Below are 16344 nucleotides of genomic sequence, written 5' to 3' on the forward strand. Positions count from 1 at the left end.
ACATAAAAAGGAGCAATACACATGGCTAGAGCAGTCGGAATCGACCTCGGAACTACAAATAGCTGCGTATCGGTACTCGAAGGTGGAGAGCCAACGGTTATCGCAAACGCAGAAGGCGCTCGCACAACCCCATCGATCGTCGCCTTCGCAAAGAATGGCGAAGTCCTTGTTGGTGAAGTTGCTAAGCGTCAGTCAGTGACAAACGTTGAACGCACAATCCGTTCCGTTAAGCGTCACATGGGTACTAACTGGACTATCGATATCGATGGCAAGAAGTACACCGCACAAGAAATTTCTGCACGCGTTCTACAAAAACTAAAGCGCGATGCCGAGGCGTACCTCGGAGAAACAGTTACGGATGCAGTTATTACTGTTCCTGCTTACTTCTCTGATGCAGAACGTCAAGCAACAAAAGAAGCCGGCGAAATTGCGGGCCTCAATGTTCTTCGCATTATCAACGAACCAACTGCAGCAGCGCTCGCATACGGTCTTGATAAAGCAGATCAAGAACAAACAATTCTCGTATTCGACTTAGGCGGCGGAACGTTCGACGTTTCACTTCTTGAAATCGGCGATGGCGTTGTTGAAGTTAAAGCAACTGCTGGTGATAACCACCTCGGTGGCGATGACTGGGATCAAGCTCTCGTTGATCACTTGGTACAAACATTCGGTTCTAAGAACGGAATTGATCTAACCAAGGACAAGATGGCGATGCAGCGCGTTCGCGAAGCAGCTGAAAAAGCGAAGATCGAACTCTCATCTTCACAGCAAGCTTCAGTCAACTTGCCTTACATCACCGTTGATGCAGAGAAGAACCCACTCTTCCTTGACGAAACAATTACACGTGCACAATTCCAAACACTTACTGCACCACTTCTAGATCGTTGCAAGAAGCCATTCCAGCAAGTTCTTAAGGACTCCGGAATCGCAATCGGCAATATCAAGAGCGTTGTTCTTGTTGGTGGTTCAACCCGTATGCCAGCGGTCGTTGATTTAGTTCGCGATCTAACCGGCGGAAAAGAGCCAAATAAGGGCGTAAACCCTGATGAAGTTGTTGCAGTTGGTGCATCACTTCAAGCTGGTGTTCTTAAGGGTGAAGTTAAAGATGTTCTCCTTCTCGACGTAACACCACTGACACTTGGTATCGAAACCAAGGGTGGCGTTATGACCAAGATGATCGAGCGCAACACAACTATTCCTACAAAGCGCAGCGAAATCTTTACAACTGCTGATGACAATCAGCCTGCTGTACAGATCCAGGTTTACCAGGGCGAGCGTGAAATGGCTGCTTACAACAAGAAGCTAGGCATGTTCGAACTAACCGGAATCGCTCCAGCTCCACGCGGAGTTCCACAAGTTGAAGTTACCTTCGACATTGACGCAAACGGAATCGTTCACGTTGGTGCAAAGGATCTTGCAACTGGCAAAGAACAGTCAGTCACAATCAGCGGTGGATCTGCTCTTTCAAAAGAAGAGATTGATCGCATGATGGCAGATGCTGAATCACACGCCGCAGAAGATAAGCAGCGTCGTGAAGAAGCAGAGATCCGCAACAACGGAGACTCACTTGTCTATCAGACTGAAAAGTTCATTGCAGATAATGCAGAAAAACTTTCAGAAGGCGAAGCAGCCGAGAAGAAGACCGAAGTTGAGGCAGCACTTGCCGAACTAAAGACTTCACTCGGTGGCGCTAACTTCGAATCAATTAAGTCAAACACCGAAAAGGTTGCAACGCTTAGCCAAGCACTTGGTTCAGCAATGTATGCCGCCGCAGGAGCCGCAGCCGGTGATGGTGCAGCAACTGAAGATGGTGTTGAAGATGCAGAGGTAGTTGAAGACGAAGGCGCTAAGTAGTGTCAGACTCGACAACAGAAGCGGATGACGCTTTGCTAACAACTGAAGAAGCAGTGGAGGCTGCCCCGGATCAGGAGACTGATCCGGTGGCAGTGCTCACCGCTGATTTACAACGACTTCAGGCCGAATACGTCAACTACCGCAAACGTGTAGAACGCGATCGCGCACTTGCTCACGAGCTAGCGATTGGTGGAGTTTTAACCGAACTCCTTGCAACTCTCGATGACATTGCCCGCGCAACCGAACACGGTGAGCTAACTGGCGGATTTAAATCTGTTGCAGATCAAATTGCAGCAGTGACAACACGCCTTGGTTTGGAAAAGTACGGCACCGCAGGTGATGAATTTGATCCACAAATTCACGAAGCGCTTCTGCACGACACAAGTGCAGATGTGAAAGTGCCCACCGCCACAAAGATTTTGCAGCCAGGATATAAATTTAAAGAACGTATCTTGCGCCCGGCTCGCGTTGCAGTTACAGATCCAGCCGAAACGCCTGCGGAGTAACAACTTTCCATGGCCGCTAAAGACCTTTACGAAAAGGATTTCTACAAGATCCTCGGAGTTGGCAAATCTGCCAGCGGCGATGAGATCAAGAAGAAATACCGTTCTTTAGCGCGCGAATTGCACCCTGATAAAACTAAGGGCGATGCCGCAATGGAAGAAAAGTTCAAAGCAGTTTCTGAGGCTTACGACATCTTGTCCGATGGCAAGAAGCGCGCTGAATACGATCAAGCGCGCGATATGTTCGAACGCGGTGGTTTCCGCGCACCACAAGGTGGACAAAATTTCCAAGGTGGAGATTTCTCCGACATTTTCGGTGGCGGCAACCCTCAAGATATCTTCGCTAACTTATTTGGCGGCGGCGGACGTCGCGGCCCACGTAAAGGACAAGATCTACAGACCGAAGCAACTATTACCTTTAAAGAAGCAGCATTCGGTACAACTTTAGAACTTCGCTTATCTGCAGATGGTGGGCCATCTCAAACTATTTCAGCGCGCGTTCCAGCTGGAGTAAACGATGGCGCAAAAATTCGCGTTAAAGGAAAAGGTTCCAGAGGCGAAGCAGGCCCCGGCGACTTATTTATCTTGCTACATGTAAAGCCCCACGCTGTTTTTTCACGTAAAGGCGAGAACATTGCGCTAACCGTTCCAGTTACATTTACTGAAGCAGCACTTGGTGGAGACATTAAAGTTCCAACGCTTGCCGGCGATGAAGTTACCTTGCGCATTGCCCCCGGAACTTCTAATGGACGTGTCTTGCGCGTTAAGGGCCGTGGGATTACCAAGGGTGCAACCGTCGGAGATTTACTAGTAACTATTGAAGTGCAAGTTCCACAACGCGTTGAAGGTGAAGCACTTGATGCGCTCAAGAAATATGCCGAAGCAACTGCTGATCAAGAAGTTCGTAAAGAATTTAACACGAAGGCGCTGCAATGAGCGACAAAGAAAATTTAGATAACCAACAACCTGATGACGAAGCAGGTCTATACGTCATCTCTGTTGCCGCCGAACTTTCAGGACTACATCCACAAACACTTCGCCAATACGATCGTTTAGGTTTAGTTTCACCAAACCGCACCGTTGGTCGCAACCGCCGATATTCATTGCGCGATATTGCATCTCTGCGCATGGTGCAGCGCCTAACAGGTGAAGGCATTAATCACGCCGGCATTAAACGAATCATCGAACTCGAATCTGCAATGGCCAATATGGCGATTGAGGTTGCACAACTTCGAATCGAAGTAGATGCACTTCTAAAGGAAAATCCACCTAAGGCACTTGCTACACGGAAGAAGAACGAAGTAATCGTTTACGAGGATGAGAACTAAGCGCTCTTAAAAGCGTTAACTCTTCCCTTCCAACTACTTAAAGTCTTTTCTGCCGGAGATTGCAAGACCTTCTCTAAAACAGTTGCATAAACATCTCTAAAATCTGTAGTAACCGCTAAATCACCATCAATAAGTTTTGTCAGCGATGGTTGATCACCATAGAAACCACCTTGTACGCGATCTCCAATCAAGAACATTGGGCCAGCAGTTCCATGATCTGTACCGTCTGAACCATTTGCCTGCACACGTCTTCCGAATTCGCTGTAGATCATCACAGTCACATCTTTATCTCGCCCGGATGGTTTTAACTGGCTCAGGAATCTTGTGATGCTCTCCGAAACCGTGCCGAGCAATAGCGCCTGCGCATTCGCTTCATTGGCATGGGTATCAAATCCACCTAAAGAGACCGACCAAACTTTTGTCGGCGAACCTGCCGCAATTAACTTAGAGACAATATTTAATTGTTGACTTAGGTTTGAATCTCCGCCTGCGTTGCCTCCAGAAACCGTGGGTAAATCATCGGCAAGTGGCGCAGGTTTAACTAGAACCGATGTTATATTTCCTGAGACGCTAAACAAATTGCGCATTGAAGTAGCTGCTGCGGCAAGTAGCGGAGAGTCTTTCTGCGACGGAGCGGACAATCTTGAAAATGCCTTTGCCATCGCACCTCCAGGAATGATTAATCCACCAAGTGGCAGCGCTGAACCGCTTTGCTTCTTTCCCGCAAGAAGTGGAGGAAGAACCGAGCCCAAACTTATTGAAGTCAGTGGATCAATTGGCTGTGTATCTAACCAACGCCCCAACCATCCCGTATTTAAATGGTTCTGAGGTGAACCGCTCTGCCAAATTGCCATAGAGGAGAAATGAGAACGATCCGGCTTTGGATAACCAACACCGCGGACGATGGCAACCTTCTTCTCATCCCACAACTTTTTTACCCCAACCATTGAGGCGTTAAGTGCAAGATCATCGGACAGCGGCAACAAAGACTCTGGTTTGTAATTTAAATCAGGACGCGCAGAATAGTAAGCAGGATCCTTATATGGAATTACAGTATTTAAACCATCGTTGCCACCATAAAGAGTGACTACAACCAAAATTGGTGTACCTGGGGCGAGCGGTCGTGTGATCGCGGCGTTAGCAACATCGTCTAAAGATAGAACTGAAGAAGCAACCGCTGTTGCACCCGAGTACTTTAAAAATTGTCGGCGCGTAACAGTGCGCATTCCCAGTTGTTCGCAGGACATTGTCGGTTTTTCGTTCATACACTCACCACATATTCCGGGCTACAGATTGCTAAAGTAATTAGACGTTGCGGATTATCACGAACTTCACGTAAAGCAAAAGTTGTCCGTGGACTCCATTCGACAACACCCAATAGATCTGCGAGGTAATTAACTCGTCTTTCCGGCGCCAATTCGATCAGCGCAGTTAATTTCGCCTGGCCTGATAGCCATGTTGCGAAAGCGATTCGGAACTGGGCGCTTGCAGAACTCAACCACGCCTCATCAACTGGCCAACCACCTACATTTGGTGGAGATAGCGGAATCTGCGCGAGCTTATCTAAATAGCCATTTAACTTTGAAAATGATGGGAGAAGAGATGGTGTTAATTCAAGTGCGCGACATACCGCAACAAACCACTCGACCGGAGACTTAACCATCGAGTTCTCAGAACTAGCAACATCACCCGAGGATATAAAAGCGGCAACCAGCTTTGATATATCTCGTTGTGAGAATGCACTTATGGCCGAATGGCTAACTGGTAGTGGATTAGCCGAAGATATAAACCGGTACCAAACTCTTTCAGCGATAAACTTTGCGCAATTTTCCTGATCCACCAAATGGCTAATTACTTGATCTGGAGTGAAAACTCCGGTCTTACCTAAAACCGTTACTGCGCCAGCATCTCTGCGTCGCGGATTGAGAACGATCTTTCCTGTGCTTCGAACCATCTGATAACCAGTAAAGGCGCGAGCCAGCTCCTTAACATCTGTTTCGGTGTAACGATTTACCCCAAGAACAAATAGCTCCATCATTTCGCGAGATAGGTTTTCATTAGGCGCCTTAACAGTGTTTTCACCGCCATCAAGCCATATCTGAAGTGCTCCATCTGCAAACATCTCTTGCGAGAATTTACGAAAATCACCCAACGCGTTACGTCTAAAAGTCTCTAGTTGATTAAACATCGGCAAGGCGTAATTAACTTTGCCAATTGATGTTGCCCAATGCCCGTGCCAAAACCAAATCAACTTCTCTTGTAGTTGATTATCACCTTGTACCATTTGATCGAGCCACCACAGAACTAAAATCTGATTTTGATTTCTTAACGCTTTGGAAAACTCTAAAACATCTGGGCTATTAGCTTCGGGGCGCTTACCAAGATCAAGCATCACAGGAGCAGGAAGTACTGAACCGGTGCGCGAAGTGTTTGATATCAACTCTGACTTTTTAGCGCCAACTCCAGCGTTCAGTGCAGCAGAGAATTCTCCAGGCTTAGGTCCAAATCCAAAGCGATGGAAGAGGCGCGCAGTTTCTAACCGCTGCTGATTCATGTTGTGAGAGTAGGTCTATTGGGTTAACAATGTAAGGTTGCCACATGAACTCACACGAACTTCTCCGAGAAGAGATAAAAAACAAGGCCGTTGTTCACGGAAAAGTCATACTTTCATCCGGAAAAGAAGCTGATTACTACGTTGATCTGCGTCGTGTGACCCTCGATCATGTTGCTGCCCCACTCGTCGGCGAAGTAATGCTGGAGCTAACCAAAGATCTTGATTACGAGGCAGTTGGCGGTTTAACACTTGGCGCCGATCCAGTTGCAACGGCGATGATGCATGTGGCGGCGCGTAACGGCAAAAAAATTAACTCGTTCGTAGTCCGCAAAGCAGAAAAAGCTCACGGATTGCAGCGCCGCATCGAAGGTCCAGATGTTGTTGGAAAGCGCGTCTTGGCAGTTGAAGATACTTCCACAACAGGTGGCTCTGTTTTAACTGCAGTAGAAGCCCTTAAGGAAGCGGGCGCAATTGTGGTCGGTGTTGCCGTAATAGTAGAACGCGGCGCCAAACAAGCGATTATTGATGCTGGATACGAATACCGCGCAGCATTTCAACCCGCAGATTTAGGTCTTTAAGGAATTAACTTAAATGGCGTTTAGTGCGCCATTCGCGCAGAATTTCTAGCGCAACCGGCAAGACGCTTATTGCAATAATCAAACCAACTATTGGAAGCAGATATTTATCAACGCTTCCCTCGATACGTTCGCCTAGAAAAAATCCCAAGCCAATTACCGATTGCGTCCAAATAACTGCGCCAACTACGTTCCAGAGGAAGAATTTCTTTGCAGGCACTCCCACAATTCCGCACATCGGATTTATCAACGTTCTTACAAATGGAATAAAGCGCGCTAAAACCAAAGCCTTACCGGTGCCATATTTATTTAGCCATTTCTGCGTTGCTTGCACTTTCTTCTGATTAAAAATGCGACCATCGGGGCGATCAAAGAGCTTTACCCCGTATTTTGCGCCAATCCAGTAGCCGGTCTGTGATCCGATAATTGCAACAAGTGGAGCTGCAATTAATAACGAAATGATCTCAATTTGCACACCATCGAAGACTTTTGCAGCCGCACCCGAAGCGCCGACACCTGCTAGAAATAAAAGTGAGTCTCCTGGGAAGAATAAACCGATCAATAAACCAGTTTCCATAAAAATTATGGCGAGAATGCCTATTAGGCCAAGTGTTGAAATTATCGAATGCGCATCAAAGAGATTAACCGTTTGGGAAAAATGCATACCTAGAGGATAAGGTACGCGCCATGTCTTCGCACTTAAGCCCAGGGTTGCACTTCTCACCTGAGCGCAACTGGATGAACGACCCAAATGGGTTGATCTTCTACAAAGGTAAATACCACCTCTTCTTCCAACATAACCCTTTCGAAAATATTTGGGGCAATATGTCGTGGGGTCATGCAGTAAGCGAAGATTTGATTAAATGGAATGAGTTACCAGTTGCTATTGCTTGCGATGATTCACACGCAATTTTTTCGGGTAGCGCGGTAGTTGATTACTTCAACACATCAGGCTTCGGCACTTTAGAAAACCCGGCCATGGTCGCTATCTACACCGCACATAAACATGACGATTCACATCAAGCGCAAGCCCTGGCGTATAGCCTCGACGAAGGTTTGACCTGGGTTAAATATGAAGGCAACCCCGTTCTTGATCTACAACTAAACCACTTCCGCGATCCAAAAGTGATGTGGGATAGAACAACAGAAGCTTGGTTAATGACCGTTGTTCTTCCCAAGGAAAGAAAAGTCTCTTTCTATTCATCAAAAGATCTAAAGAATTGGGCGTATTTAAGTGACTTTGGCCCAGTTGGCGCCACCGATGGCGATTGGGAATGCCCGGATCTATTTCCTTTATTTGTAGACGGCGATGAAAGCAGAACCAAATGGGTTCTGCTAATTTCAATTAACCCAGGTGGTTTAACCGGTGGATCCGGAACACAATATTTTATTGGTGACTGGAATGGAAAAGAATTCATTGCCGACGATGTAAAAACTAATTGGTTAGATTACGGCCGCGACAATTACGCCGGTGTCACATTTAACGACGTACCAAACCAGCGCCGCGTCTTTATCGGCTGGATGAGCAACTGGGAATATGCACACAGCTTTCCAACATCACCATGGCGCGGTGCGATGACGCTTCCACGCGAGCTAACACTAATAACCAAAGATGGAAAGATTTCACTCGCTGCAAAACCAGTTACAGAGCTAGAAAATTATCTTGGTGAGAAGTTAACGGCAGGAAACAAAGCGGAGCTCTTACAGATAATGGCAACTATTTCGACAAGCGAAGGTCTTTCAACAAAGTTTCGCGTAACCGCTGATGCCGGAAGCTATTTCGAGTTTGGGTACGACGCCAAAAGTAAATCTATTTTCGTTGATCGCAGTAACGCTTGGAATGAAATCCCCTCAACCCATATTCATAGCGCACGCCTAACCGGCGATGAAAAAACTTTTGATATCTGCGCAATTGTTGGCAGCGCATCAGTTGAAATCTTCGCGGCAGGCGGAACTCTTGTAATAACGGATCTTTTATTTCTATCTGGGGTGAGCCGTAGCGTTTCCTTCGAGATCGCCGAAGGATGCCAGCCACCCCGTTCGATCGCCGTTCGGGCTATCGCGCCACGCCGTTAAAGCCCCGCATAGCACTGCAAAAACCTGCAAAAAACCCTGAAAATGTCATTACATCGTTACGAGCAAAGCACCAATTGTCCGATTTTGGCTTGCGCGGCTCGTGTATTTTTCCCCTCGAATCAGCTGGTAACTCTCTGCCGGCTGCCCCTTTGAGAGGAAATATATGAAGAAGACAAAGCTCGGAGCGCTCCTTGCCGCTTCAGCAGTTGCTCTTTCACTTGTTTCAGTAGCGCCAACAGCGTCAGCTGCAACATGTTCAAAGAAGACAACTGTCACAATGCTCGGAACAATCAAGCCTGAAATTCAGGATCAATTCCTTGCAGCAGTTGCTTCTTACAACAAGAGCCAAAACTGCTACACACTTAAGTCGATCCCTGGTGATCGCAACATCACATTCCTACAGAACGTAACCCCAAAGTACGCTGCAAATGATGCACCAACAATCATGTACACACTTCAAGAGATTCCTGACATGGCTGACAAGGTCATGGACTGGAAGGGAACAAAGCTTGTAAAGCTAGTTTCACCAGGACTTCTTGAAGCTGCAAAGGTTGGCGGCAAGCAGGTTGGTGTTCCATCAACAGCTGAAGCTTTCGGTCTTCTTTACAACAAGAAGGTAATCAAGGCTGCTGGTATTGATGTAACAAAGATCAAGACACGTGCAGATCTAGAAGCAGCATTTAAGAAGCTTCAGGCAGCTGGAAAGAAGCCACTTCACTTCTCAGCTATCTGGTGGTCACTTGGTGCACACTTCACAAACATCTTCCATGCAAACGCTGGCAAGACACACGAAGCACGTCTAGCAGTTCTAGATCAGCTTTCAGATGGAAAGAAGAACCTTTCAGCAGATCCAGCATTTAAGAACTGGCTTGCTACATACGATCTTCTAAAGAAGTACAACTCATCACCCGCTAACCTCACAGACACTGAATACGATGCTTCAATTGCAGCACTTGCAAGCGGAGATTTCGGATTCATGTTCCAAGGTAACTGGACTGAGCCAAACTTGATGACTGCTGCAAAGGGCACCGATTTCGGAATCATGCCTCTTCCAACAGGCACAACTGCATCAACATACGGAAATGATTCAATTCCAGTTGGTGTACCTGGTTACTTCATGATCGATGCAAAGCAGTCAACAAAGGCTGAGCGCGATGGTGCAATTGACTTCCTTACATGGCTCTACACATCACCAACCGGACAGCGTTTCGTTGCTGATCCTGTAACTGATGGCGGAATGGGATTCATTCCTGTTTACAAGGGATTCAAGGTTCAGCCAGCTACAAGCATGGCTCGCGATATCGCGAAGTATGTTGATGGCGGAAAGACACTTGAGTGGATCAACACCTACTACCCAGCTGGTCTCCAAGAGACAGTTGGAAAGGTATCTATGCAGCAGTACTTCACCGACAAGATCAGCGCAGCTGACCTTGCTAAGGCGATCCAAGATGCATGGAAGGGCTCAACAAAGACTTGGCGTGGAGCAGCGAAGTAATTTCGCACACCCATATCTAAGTTAATAAAAAGTAAATAAAATCATCCTGAGGCGGGGCAACCCGCCTCAGGATGATTTACTTAAAGCGAGAAAGAATTAGGAGATCCAAGTGAAATCAGCGAGATCCATGAAGCGATTCATGAAATTTGCTGGCGTTCCACTTGCCATCTTTTCTATTGTTCTCGTAGTCCCTTTTGTAAACGGTGTCTATTACACCTTTACTGATTGGGATGGATTTGAAACAACAAAGTTAGTTGGATTTAGCAACTATAAAGAATCTTTTCAAGACCCAACATTTTGGTCGACTCTTCGATTTACCGCACTCTTTGTAATCGTCTCTTTAGTTTTAGTAAACGCCGTTGCATTTGGTCTCGCACTTATCGTGACCTCAAAACTACGCAGTGCAAACTTCCTGCGCACATTCTTCTTTGTACCAAACCTCGTCGGTGGCGTTGTCCTCGGCGTTATCTGGCAATTTATCTTTAACAGCGCAATTGTCGCCCTGGCAAATAAATACGATTGGGAGCTCTTTAAACAATCGTGGCTGCAAGATACAAATAAAGCATTTTGGGCGCTGATCATCGTTACAGTTTGGCAGTCATCTGGTTACATGATGATCGTTTACATCACTGGACTTATCTCAATCGAAAACGATGTCCTTGAAGCATCGCAAATCGACGGCGCTTCACCTCTGCGCACTCTATTTACAATTAAAATTCCTTTGATGGCTCAGGCATTCACTATCGCGCTCTTCTTGACGCTGCGCGGTGGCTTTATGGCCTACGACGTAAACGTCGCGCTCACCGGCGGCGGCCCATTCCGTACAACTGAATTGATTTCGCTTCACATCTTCCAAGACGCTTTCGCCAACGGAAACTTTGGCACTGGTCAATCAAAGGCGGTCGTAATGTTCTTGATCGTTGCCCTTGCAGCCTTAGTCCAAGTGACAGTCTCTAAGAGATACGAGGTTCAGCGATGAGTACACGCGCTCGTTGGGGCAAGCGGGCCACATTCGCAGTTGGCTACACACTGGCTTTTGCCTATGTTTTCCCATTCTTCTTGGTCTTCGTAAACTCACTCAAGCTCAAATATGACATTTTGGCTAACCCGCTGGCGATCCCTCTTTCAATAACTTGGGAGAACTTCCAGCAGGCCTACACGAAGATGAACTTCTTCAGATCTCTAACGAATTCAATAATCATCACCGTCTTTAGCGTTTCACTACTAATTATCTTTTCATCGATGTTGGCTTATTACTTAGCGCGCACCAAAACAAAGCTAACTAAGTACATCTTCCTAGTACTTGTGGCATCAATGATCGTGCCTTTCCAAGCGTTGATGATTCCATTTATGGCGCGCTTTGCTCAATTCGTATCTTGGAACAACCGTGGAGCACTGATCTTCTTCTACATCGGATTTGGCGTTGCTCTATCTACATTCCTTTATCACGGCTTTATTTCAACGATCCCAACTGAGATCGATGAAGCAGCATCAATCGATGGCGCATCGGATATGGTCGCATTCTGGAAGATCATCTTCCCGATGATGCGTCCAATCACTGCAACCGTTGCAATTATCAATGCGCTCTGGATTTGGAACGACTTCTTGCTGCCGCGCTTGGTACTGACCAATGAAACGCAGACCTTGCCGCTTTCTACCTATCTCTTCTATGGCCAGTACTCTATTGAGTACGGACAAGCCATGGCCGGACTTGTTTTGGCTGTAATTCCAATTGTTATCTTCTACTTAGTTCTACAGAAGCAATTTATCTCTGGTATTTCGCAAGGCGCAGTTAAGTAACCCTTAAATAAACAAGAAAGAGTCAAATGTCTTTATCTAAAGATAAAAATTGGTGGCGTCAGGCTGTCATCTATCAGATCTACCCACGCTCTTTCAAAGATTCAAATGGCGATGGCCTTGGCGATATCAAAGGTATTACCTCAAAGATCGATTACCTATCTTCACTAAGTCTTGATGCAGTTTGGTTATCTCCATTCTTTCCGTCAGCGCTAGTTGATGGTGGATACGATGTTGATGATTATCGTGATGTTGATCCAAAACTCGGTTCACTTGCTGACTTTGATGAAATGCTTGCAAAATTACACGAGGCCGGAATTCGTATCTTTGTGGATGTTGTTCCAAACCACTCATCTAATTTGCATGCTTGGTTTAAAGAAGCGATCGCCGCTGAACCTGGTTCTGCAGCGCGAAATCGCTACATTTTCCGCGATGGCAAGGGCGCAAATGGCGAACTTCCACCAACTGATTGGCCTTCACACTTTGCACCAAGTGCTTGGACCCACGAATCAAAAATGGGCGGCAAGCACAACCAGTGGTACTGCCACTTGTTCGCACCAGAGCAACCCGATTGGAACTGGGATAACCGCGAGATCGAAGAAGATTTCCTAAAGACACTTAAGTTCTGGGCCGACCGTGGCGTAGATGGATTCCGTATCGATGTTGCGCACGCGATGAAGAAAGATCTATCGGAACCACTTAAGAGCCAACCACGTTTTGCGAGCCACAAAGAGCTTGATGCAGCAAAAGGTACAAACGTGTTATTCGATCGCAATGAAGTCCATGAGGTTTACAAAGAATGGCGCAAGCTATTTAACCAATACGACCCACCACGTGTGGCAGTTGCAGAAGCAAATGTTTCGGCCGAAGCGCTCGTTAAATACGCGAGCACTGAAGAACTCGGCCAGAGCTTTAACTTCGAATTCTTGGATGCTGCATTTAACGCATACGAATTCAAAACCATTATCGATCGGGCACTTGGTTATGCCAAGAAAAATGGTTCATCAACCACTTGGTGTTTAAATAACCACGATCAGATGCGTCCAGCGACAAAGTTTGGTTTATTACCAACCGTCGATCGCATTCGTTGGCGCAACTCAAACGGAACATCAAGTCCACTCGATGAAAAACTCGGAACCCAATCTGCAGTTGCCGCATCGATGTTGATCATGGCACTGCCTGGTTGCACATATATTTACCAAGGTGAAGAACTCGGAATCCACGAAGTTATGGATATTCCTGAAGATCAGATTCAAGATCCGCAGTACCTGCGCAATCTAAAGGCAGATAAGGGTCGCGACGGATGCCGTGTGCCACTTCCTTGGACAAAAACTGGCTCATCATTTGGATTCGGTGATGGCGGTGCGCATCTGCCACAACCAAAGAACTTTGGCGACTACTCAATCGAAGTTGAAAGCGCTGATCCAAATTCACCACTTTCCATCTTCCGCAAAGCTTTGGCGCTTCGCAAGAACTTGATCACCGCAGAGGAGATCACCTGGCACGAAACCGGTGACAACTCAGTTCTGCACTTCTCCCGCCCAAATGGTCTGCATTGCATCACCAACTTTGGCCGTAACCATTACAACTTCGACGGTATTGGCGAAGTCATCCACGCATCTGGCCCGCTGGCCCAGGCTGGGGTTTACCTCGTCCATGGCGTTGAGACCACCGGCAACGATCTGCCTCCAGCCACCACCGTCTGGGTCCAAGCCAGCCTTTAAGCCAACGGGCCAACCCTCGCTTTTCGTCGTAATAGATATGTATATGTAGACTCACGCCCATCTTCGCGTCCTTACCCTCGAAAAGGACGCACTGACTCTCCAACGGAGGAGAACCAATGCGAGCATCTGCCGCCCTGTCCAATGTGCAAGTAACCGGCGCAAACCTAAATATCACCTACGTGGTCCTAGCGATCTCCCTTCTCGCTCTCGCGATCGCCTGGGTTTTGCGCGCCCAAGTCTTAGCTGCCTCTGACGGCACCGAGAAGATGCGCGAAATCGCCGCTGCAGTTCAAGAAGGCGCCGCTGCATATCTCGCACGCCAGTTCCGCACACTTTCATATTTCGTAGGAATTGTTTTCTTCCTACTCTTCGCACTTCCTGCTGATACAACTTCAATCCGTATCGGCCGCTCAATCTTCTTCCTAATGGGCGCAGGTTTCTCTGCACTCGTTGGTTACAACGGTATGTGGCTCGCAGTTCGCGCAAATGTGCGCGTTGCTGAAGCTGCTCGTCAGAAGTCAGCCGAGAAGGCAGTGCAGATCGCATTCCGCACGGGCGGCGTTGTCGGTATGACAACAGTTGGTCTCGGACTCATCGGTGCAGCTGGCGCAGTTGTTATCTTCCGCGAAAACGCACCAACAGTTCTTGAAGGTTTCGGTTTCGGCGCAGCGATGCTCGCAATGTTTATGCGCGTCGGCGGCGGAATCTTTACCAAGGCGGCAGATGTCGGAGCTGACCTTGTCGGTAAAGTTGAAAAGAATATTCCTGAAGATGACCCACGCAACGCAGCAACAATTGCAGATAACGTCGGCGATAACGTCGGCGACTGCGCTGGTATGGCCGCTGACTTGTTCGAGTCCTATGCCGTAACACTTGTTGCCGCACTTATCTTGGGTAAGGCTGCTTTCGGTAACGAAGGTCTGATCTATCCGTTGATCGTTCCTGCAATCGGTATCGTCACAGCAGTTATCGGTATCTTCCTTACCAAACTTCGCTCAACAGATAAGTCAGCGATGAGCGCAATTAACCGTTCATTCTTCCTATCAGCAGTTATCTCTGCAGGTCTTACAGGTCTTGCAACATTTACCTACCTACCTGCAAAGTTTGATCAACTAACAAACTTCTCTCCAAAGGTTTTGGAAGATGCCGGAAATATCAACCCACGCGTTCTTGCATTTGGCGCAGTATTAATCGGTATCGCACTTGCTGCAGCAATTCAGGTACTAACTGGCTTCTTTACTGAAGTTGGCAAGCGCCCTGTTAACGACGTTGCCGCTTCATCACAGACAGGCGCTGCAACAGTGCTTTTGGCTGGTATCTCAGTTGGTTTCGAATCAGCGGTTTATTCAGGTCTGCTAATCGCAGCATCAGTATTCGGCGCATTCTTACTCGGTGGCGGATCAATCGTCTTGTCACTCTTTGCAATCGCTATCGCCGGAACTGGTTTGCTAACAACAGTTGGTGTAATTGTTGCGATGGATACCTTTGGTCCGATCTCAGATAACGCACAAGGCATCGCTGAAATGTCAGGCGATGTTAAGGGCGAAGGCGCACAGATCCTTACCTCACTCGATGCAGTTGGTAACACAACTAAGGCGATCACTAAGGGAATTGCAATTGCTACTGCAGTTTTGGCCGCAACCGCGTTGTTCGGTGCATTCACCGATGCAATCAAGGAAGCAGTTATCAAGGCTGTTGGCGAAGGCCAAGAAGTTGCACTTCAATACCAAGGCGTACTCGATGTTGCAGATCCACGTAACCTCGTGGGCCTAATCATCGGCGCCGCAGTTGTATTCCTCTTCTCTGGTCTTGCAATCAACGCAGTTTCTCGCGCAGCAGGTGCAGTGGTTATGGAAGTTCGTAACCAGTTCAAGATGCACCCAGGAATCATGAACGGAACTGAAAAGCCTGAATACGGTCGCGTTGTTGATATCTGTACTCGCGATTCACTACGCGAGCTTGCAACACCGGGACTTCTTGCGGTGATGGCACCAATCGCAGTTGGCTTCGGCCTCGGCGTTGGCGCACTCGGTGCATACCTTGCAGGTGCAATCGGCACCGGAACGCTTATGGCTGTCTTCCTCTCAAACTCAGGCGGAGCTTGGGATAACGCAAAGAAGATGGTTGAAGATGGAAATTACGGCGGCAAGGGCTCAGATGCTCACGCTGCAACCATCGTTGGTGACACTGTCGGAGATCCATTTAAGGACACTGCCGGCCCTGCAATCAACCCACTTATCAAGGTTATGAACCTCGTTGGTCTCTTGATTACGCCTGCAATCGTTGGCTTCGCACTTCCAACACAGCAGTCAACATCGTTGATCATCGCACTCGTTGCAGTTGTTTTGATTATCGGTGCGTTAATTCGCAGCCGCCGCCAAGCAACTTCAATCGAATACTAAGAGAAGCACTTCCCCGCTCTTAGGTAACCGCGAATA

The 16344-nt window shown here is 47.5% G+C and carries 14 protein-coding genes; 11 read left to right on the forward strand and 3 right to left on the reverse strand.

Annotated features, from left to right (window positions below):
* Window positions 1-21 precede the first annotated feature (21 nt).
* The 4 genes from dnaK to A1sIIB60_RS00080 are packed head-to-tail and all read left to right on the forward strand — an operon-like array spanning window position 22 to window position 3685.
* The gene (gene dnaK, locus A1sIIB60_RS00065) at window positions 22-1854 is read left to right on the forward strand and encodes a molecular chaperone DnaK (protein WP_095688713.1); all 1833 of its coding nucleotides are present in this window, start codon (window positions 22-24) and stop codon (window positions 1852-1854) included.
* On the forward strand, window positions 1854-2360 hold the full coding sequence (gene grpE, locus A1sIIB60_RS00070; protein WP_095688714.1) for a nucleotide exchange factor GrpE: 507 nt from the start codon (window positions 1854-1856) through the stop codon (window positions 2358-2360). The genes dnaK and grpE overlap by 1 nt, the downstream gene beginning before the upstream one ends.
* Before the next feature lie 9 nt (window positions 2361-2369).
* A complete protein-coding gene (locus A1sIIB60_RS00075; RefSeq protein ID WP_095688715.1) occupies window positions 2370-3293 on the forward strand; it encodes a DnaJ C-terminal domain-containing protein in 924 nt (307 codons plus the stop codon).
* Window positions 3290-3685 (forward strand): heat shock protein transcriptional repressor HspR, encoded by a 396-nt coding sequence (locus A1sIIB60_RS00080; protein ID WP_095676902.1) that lies wholly within the window; start codon window positions 3290-3292, stop codon window positions 3683-3685. Before A1sIIB60_RS00075 ends, A1sIIB60_RS00080 begins: the two co-directional genes overlap by 4 nt.
* On the opposite strand, the gene A1sIIB60_RS00085 is transcribed toward A1sIIB60_RS00080, so the two are convergent.
* Together A1sIIB60_RS00085 and A1sIIB60_RS00090 are read right to left on the reverse strand one after the other, a co-directional pair.
* Window positions 3682-4950 carry a DUF1501 domain-containing protein gene (locus A1sIIB60_RS00085; protein ID WP_223298686.1) on the reverse strand — a complete coding sequence of 423 codons (1269 nt, stop codon included), beginning with the start codon at window positions 4948-4950 and terminating at the stop codon, window positions 3682-3684. The two genes, A1sIIB60_RS00080 and A1sIIB60_RS00085, sit on opposite strands and share 4 nt — an antisense overlap.
* The gene (locus A1sIIB60_RS00090) at window positions 4947-6239 is read right to left on the reverse strand and encodes a DUF1800 domain-containing protein (protein ID WP_095688716.1); all 1293 of its coding nucleotides are present in this window, start codon (window positions 6237-6239) and stop codon (window positions 4947-4949) included. Before A1sIIB60_RS00090 ends, A1sIIB60_RS00085 begins: the two co-directional genes overlap by 4 nt.
* Before the next feature lie 44 nt (window positions 6240-6283).
* On the opposite strand from A1sIIB60_RS00090, the gene pyrE reads away from it, so the two are divergent.
* The gene (gene pyrE, locus A1sIIB60_RS00095; RefSeq protein ID WP_095676904.1) at window positions 6284-6817 is read left to right on the forward strand and encodes an orotate phosphoribosyltransferase; all 534 of its coding nucleotides are present in this window, start codon (window positions 6284-6286) and stop codon (window positions 6815-6817) included.
* A gap of 4 nt (window positions 6818-6821) precedes the next feature.
* Here pyrE and A1sIIB60_RS00100 read toward each other — a convergent pair whose 3' ends face one another.
* The gene (locus tag A1sIIB60_RS00100) at window positions 6822-7478 is read right to left on the reverse strand and encodes a DedA family protein (protein WP_095670477.1); all 657 of its coding nucleotides are present in this window, start codon (window positions 7476-7478) and stop codon (window positions 6822-6824) included.
* Between the two features lie 23 nt (window positions 7479-7501).
* Here A1sIIB60_RS00100 and A1sIIB60_RS00105 point away from each other — a divergent pair, with 23 nt between their 5' ends.
* The 6 genes from A1sIIB60_RS00105 (at window position 7502) to A1sIIB60_RS00130 (ending at window position 16308) form a co-directional block, all read left to right on the forward strand.
* The gene (locus tag A1sIIB60_RS00105) at window positions 7502-8890 is read left to right on the forward strand and encodes a glycoside hydrolase family 32 protein (protein WP_095688717.1); all 1389 of its coding nucleotides are present in this window, start codon (window positions 7502-7504) and stop codon (window positions 8888-8890) included.
* Between the two features lie 163 nt (window positions 8891-9053).
* Complete coding sequence (locus tag A1sIIB60_RS00110; protein WP_095688718.1) at window positions 9054-10385, forward strand: ABC transporter substrate-binding protein; 1332 nt, start codon at window positions 9054-9056, stop codon at window positions 10383-10385.
* A 109-nt stretch (window positions 10386-10494) separates the two neighbouring features.
* Window positions 10495-11364: a carbohydrate ABC transporter permease gene (locus A1sIIB60_RS00115; protein WP_223298687.1), complete on the forward strand. Its 870-nt coding sequence runs from the start codon at window positions 10495-10497 to the stop codon at window positions 11362-11364.
* Window positions 11361-12185, forward strand: coding sequence for a carbohydrate ABC transporter permease (locus A1sIIB60_RS00120; RefSeq protein ID WP_095688720.1), 825 nt, complete (start codon window positions 11361-11363; stop codon window positions 12183-12185). Before A1sIIB60_RS00115 ends, A1sIIB60_RS00120 begins: the two co-directional genes overlap by 4 nt.
* A 26-nt stretch (window positions 12186-12211) precedes the next feature.
* Complete coding sequence (locus tag A1sIIB60_RS00125; protein ID WP_095688721.1) at window positions 12212-13906, forward strand: glycoside hydrolase family 13 protein; 1695 nt, start codon at window positions 12212-12214, stop codon at window positions 13904-13906.
* Window positions 13907-14022: 116 nt separating this feature from the next.
* Window positions 14023-16308 carry a sodium-translocating pyrophosphatase gene (locus A1sIIB60_RS00130; RefSeq protein ID WP_190279206.1) on the forward strand — a complete coding sequence of 762 codons (2286 nt, stop codon included), beginning with the start codon at window positions 14023-14025 and terminating at the stop codon, window positions 16306-16308.
* Window positions 16309-16344: the final 36 nt, after the last annotated feature.

The sequence above is a fragment of the Candidatus Planktophila lacus genome, assembly GCF_002288385.1.
GTDB lineage: Bacteria > Actinomycetota > Actinomycetes > Nanopelagicales > Nanopelagicaceae > Planktophila > Planktophila lacus_D.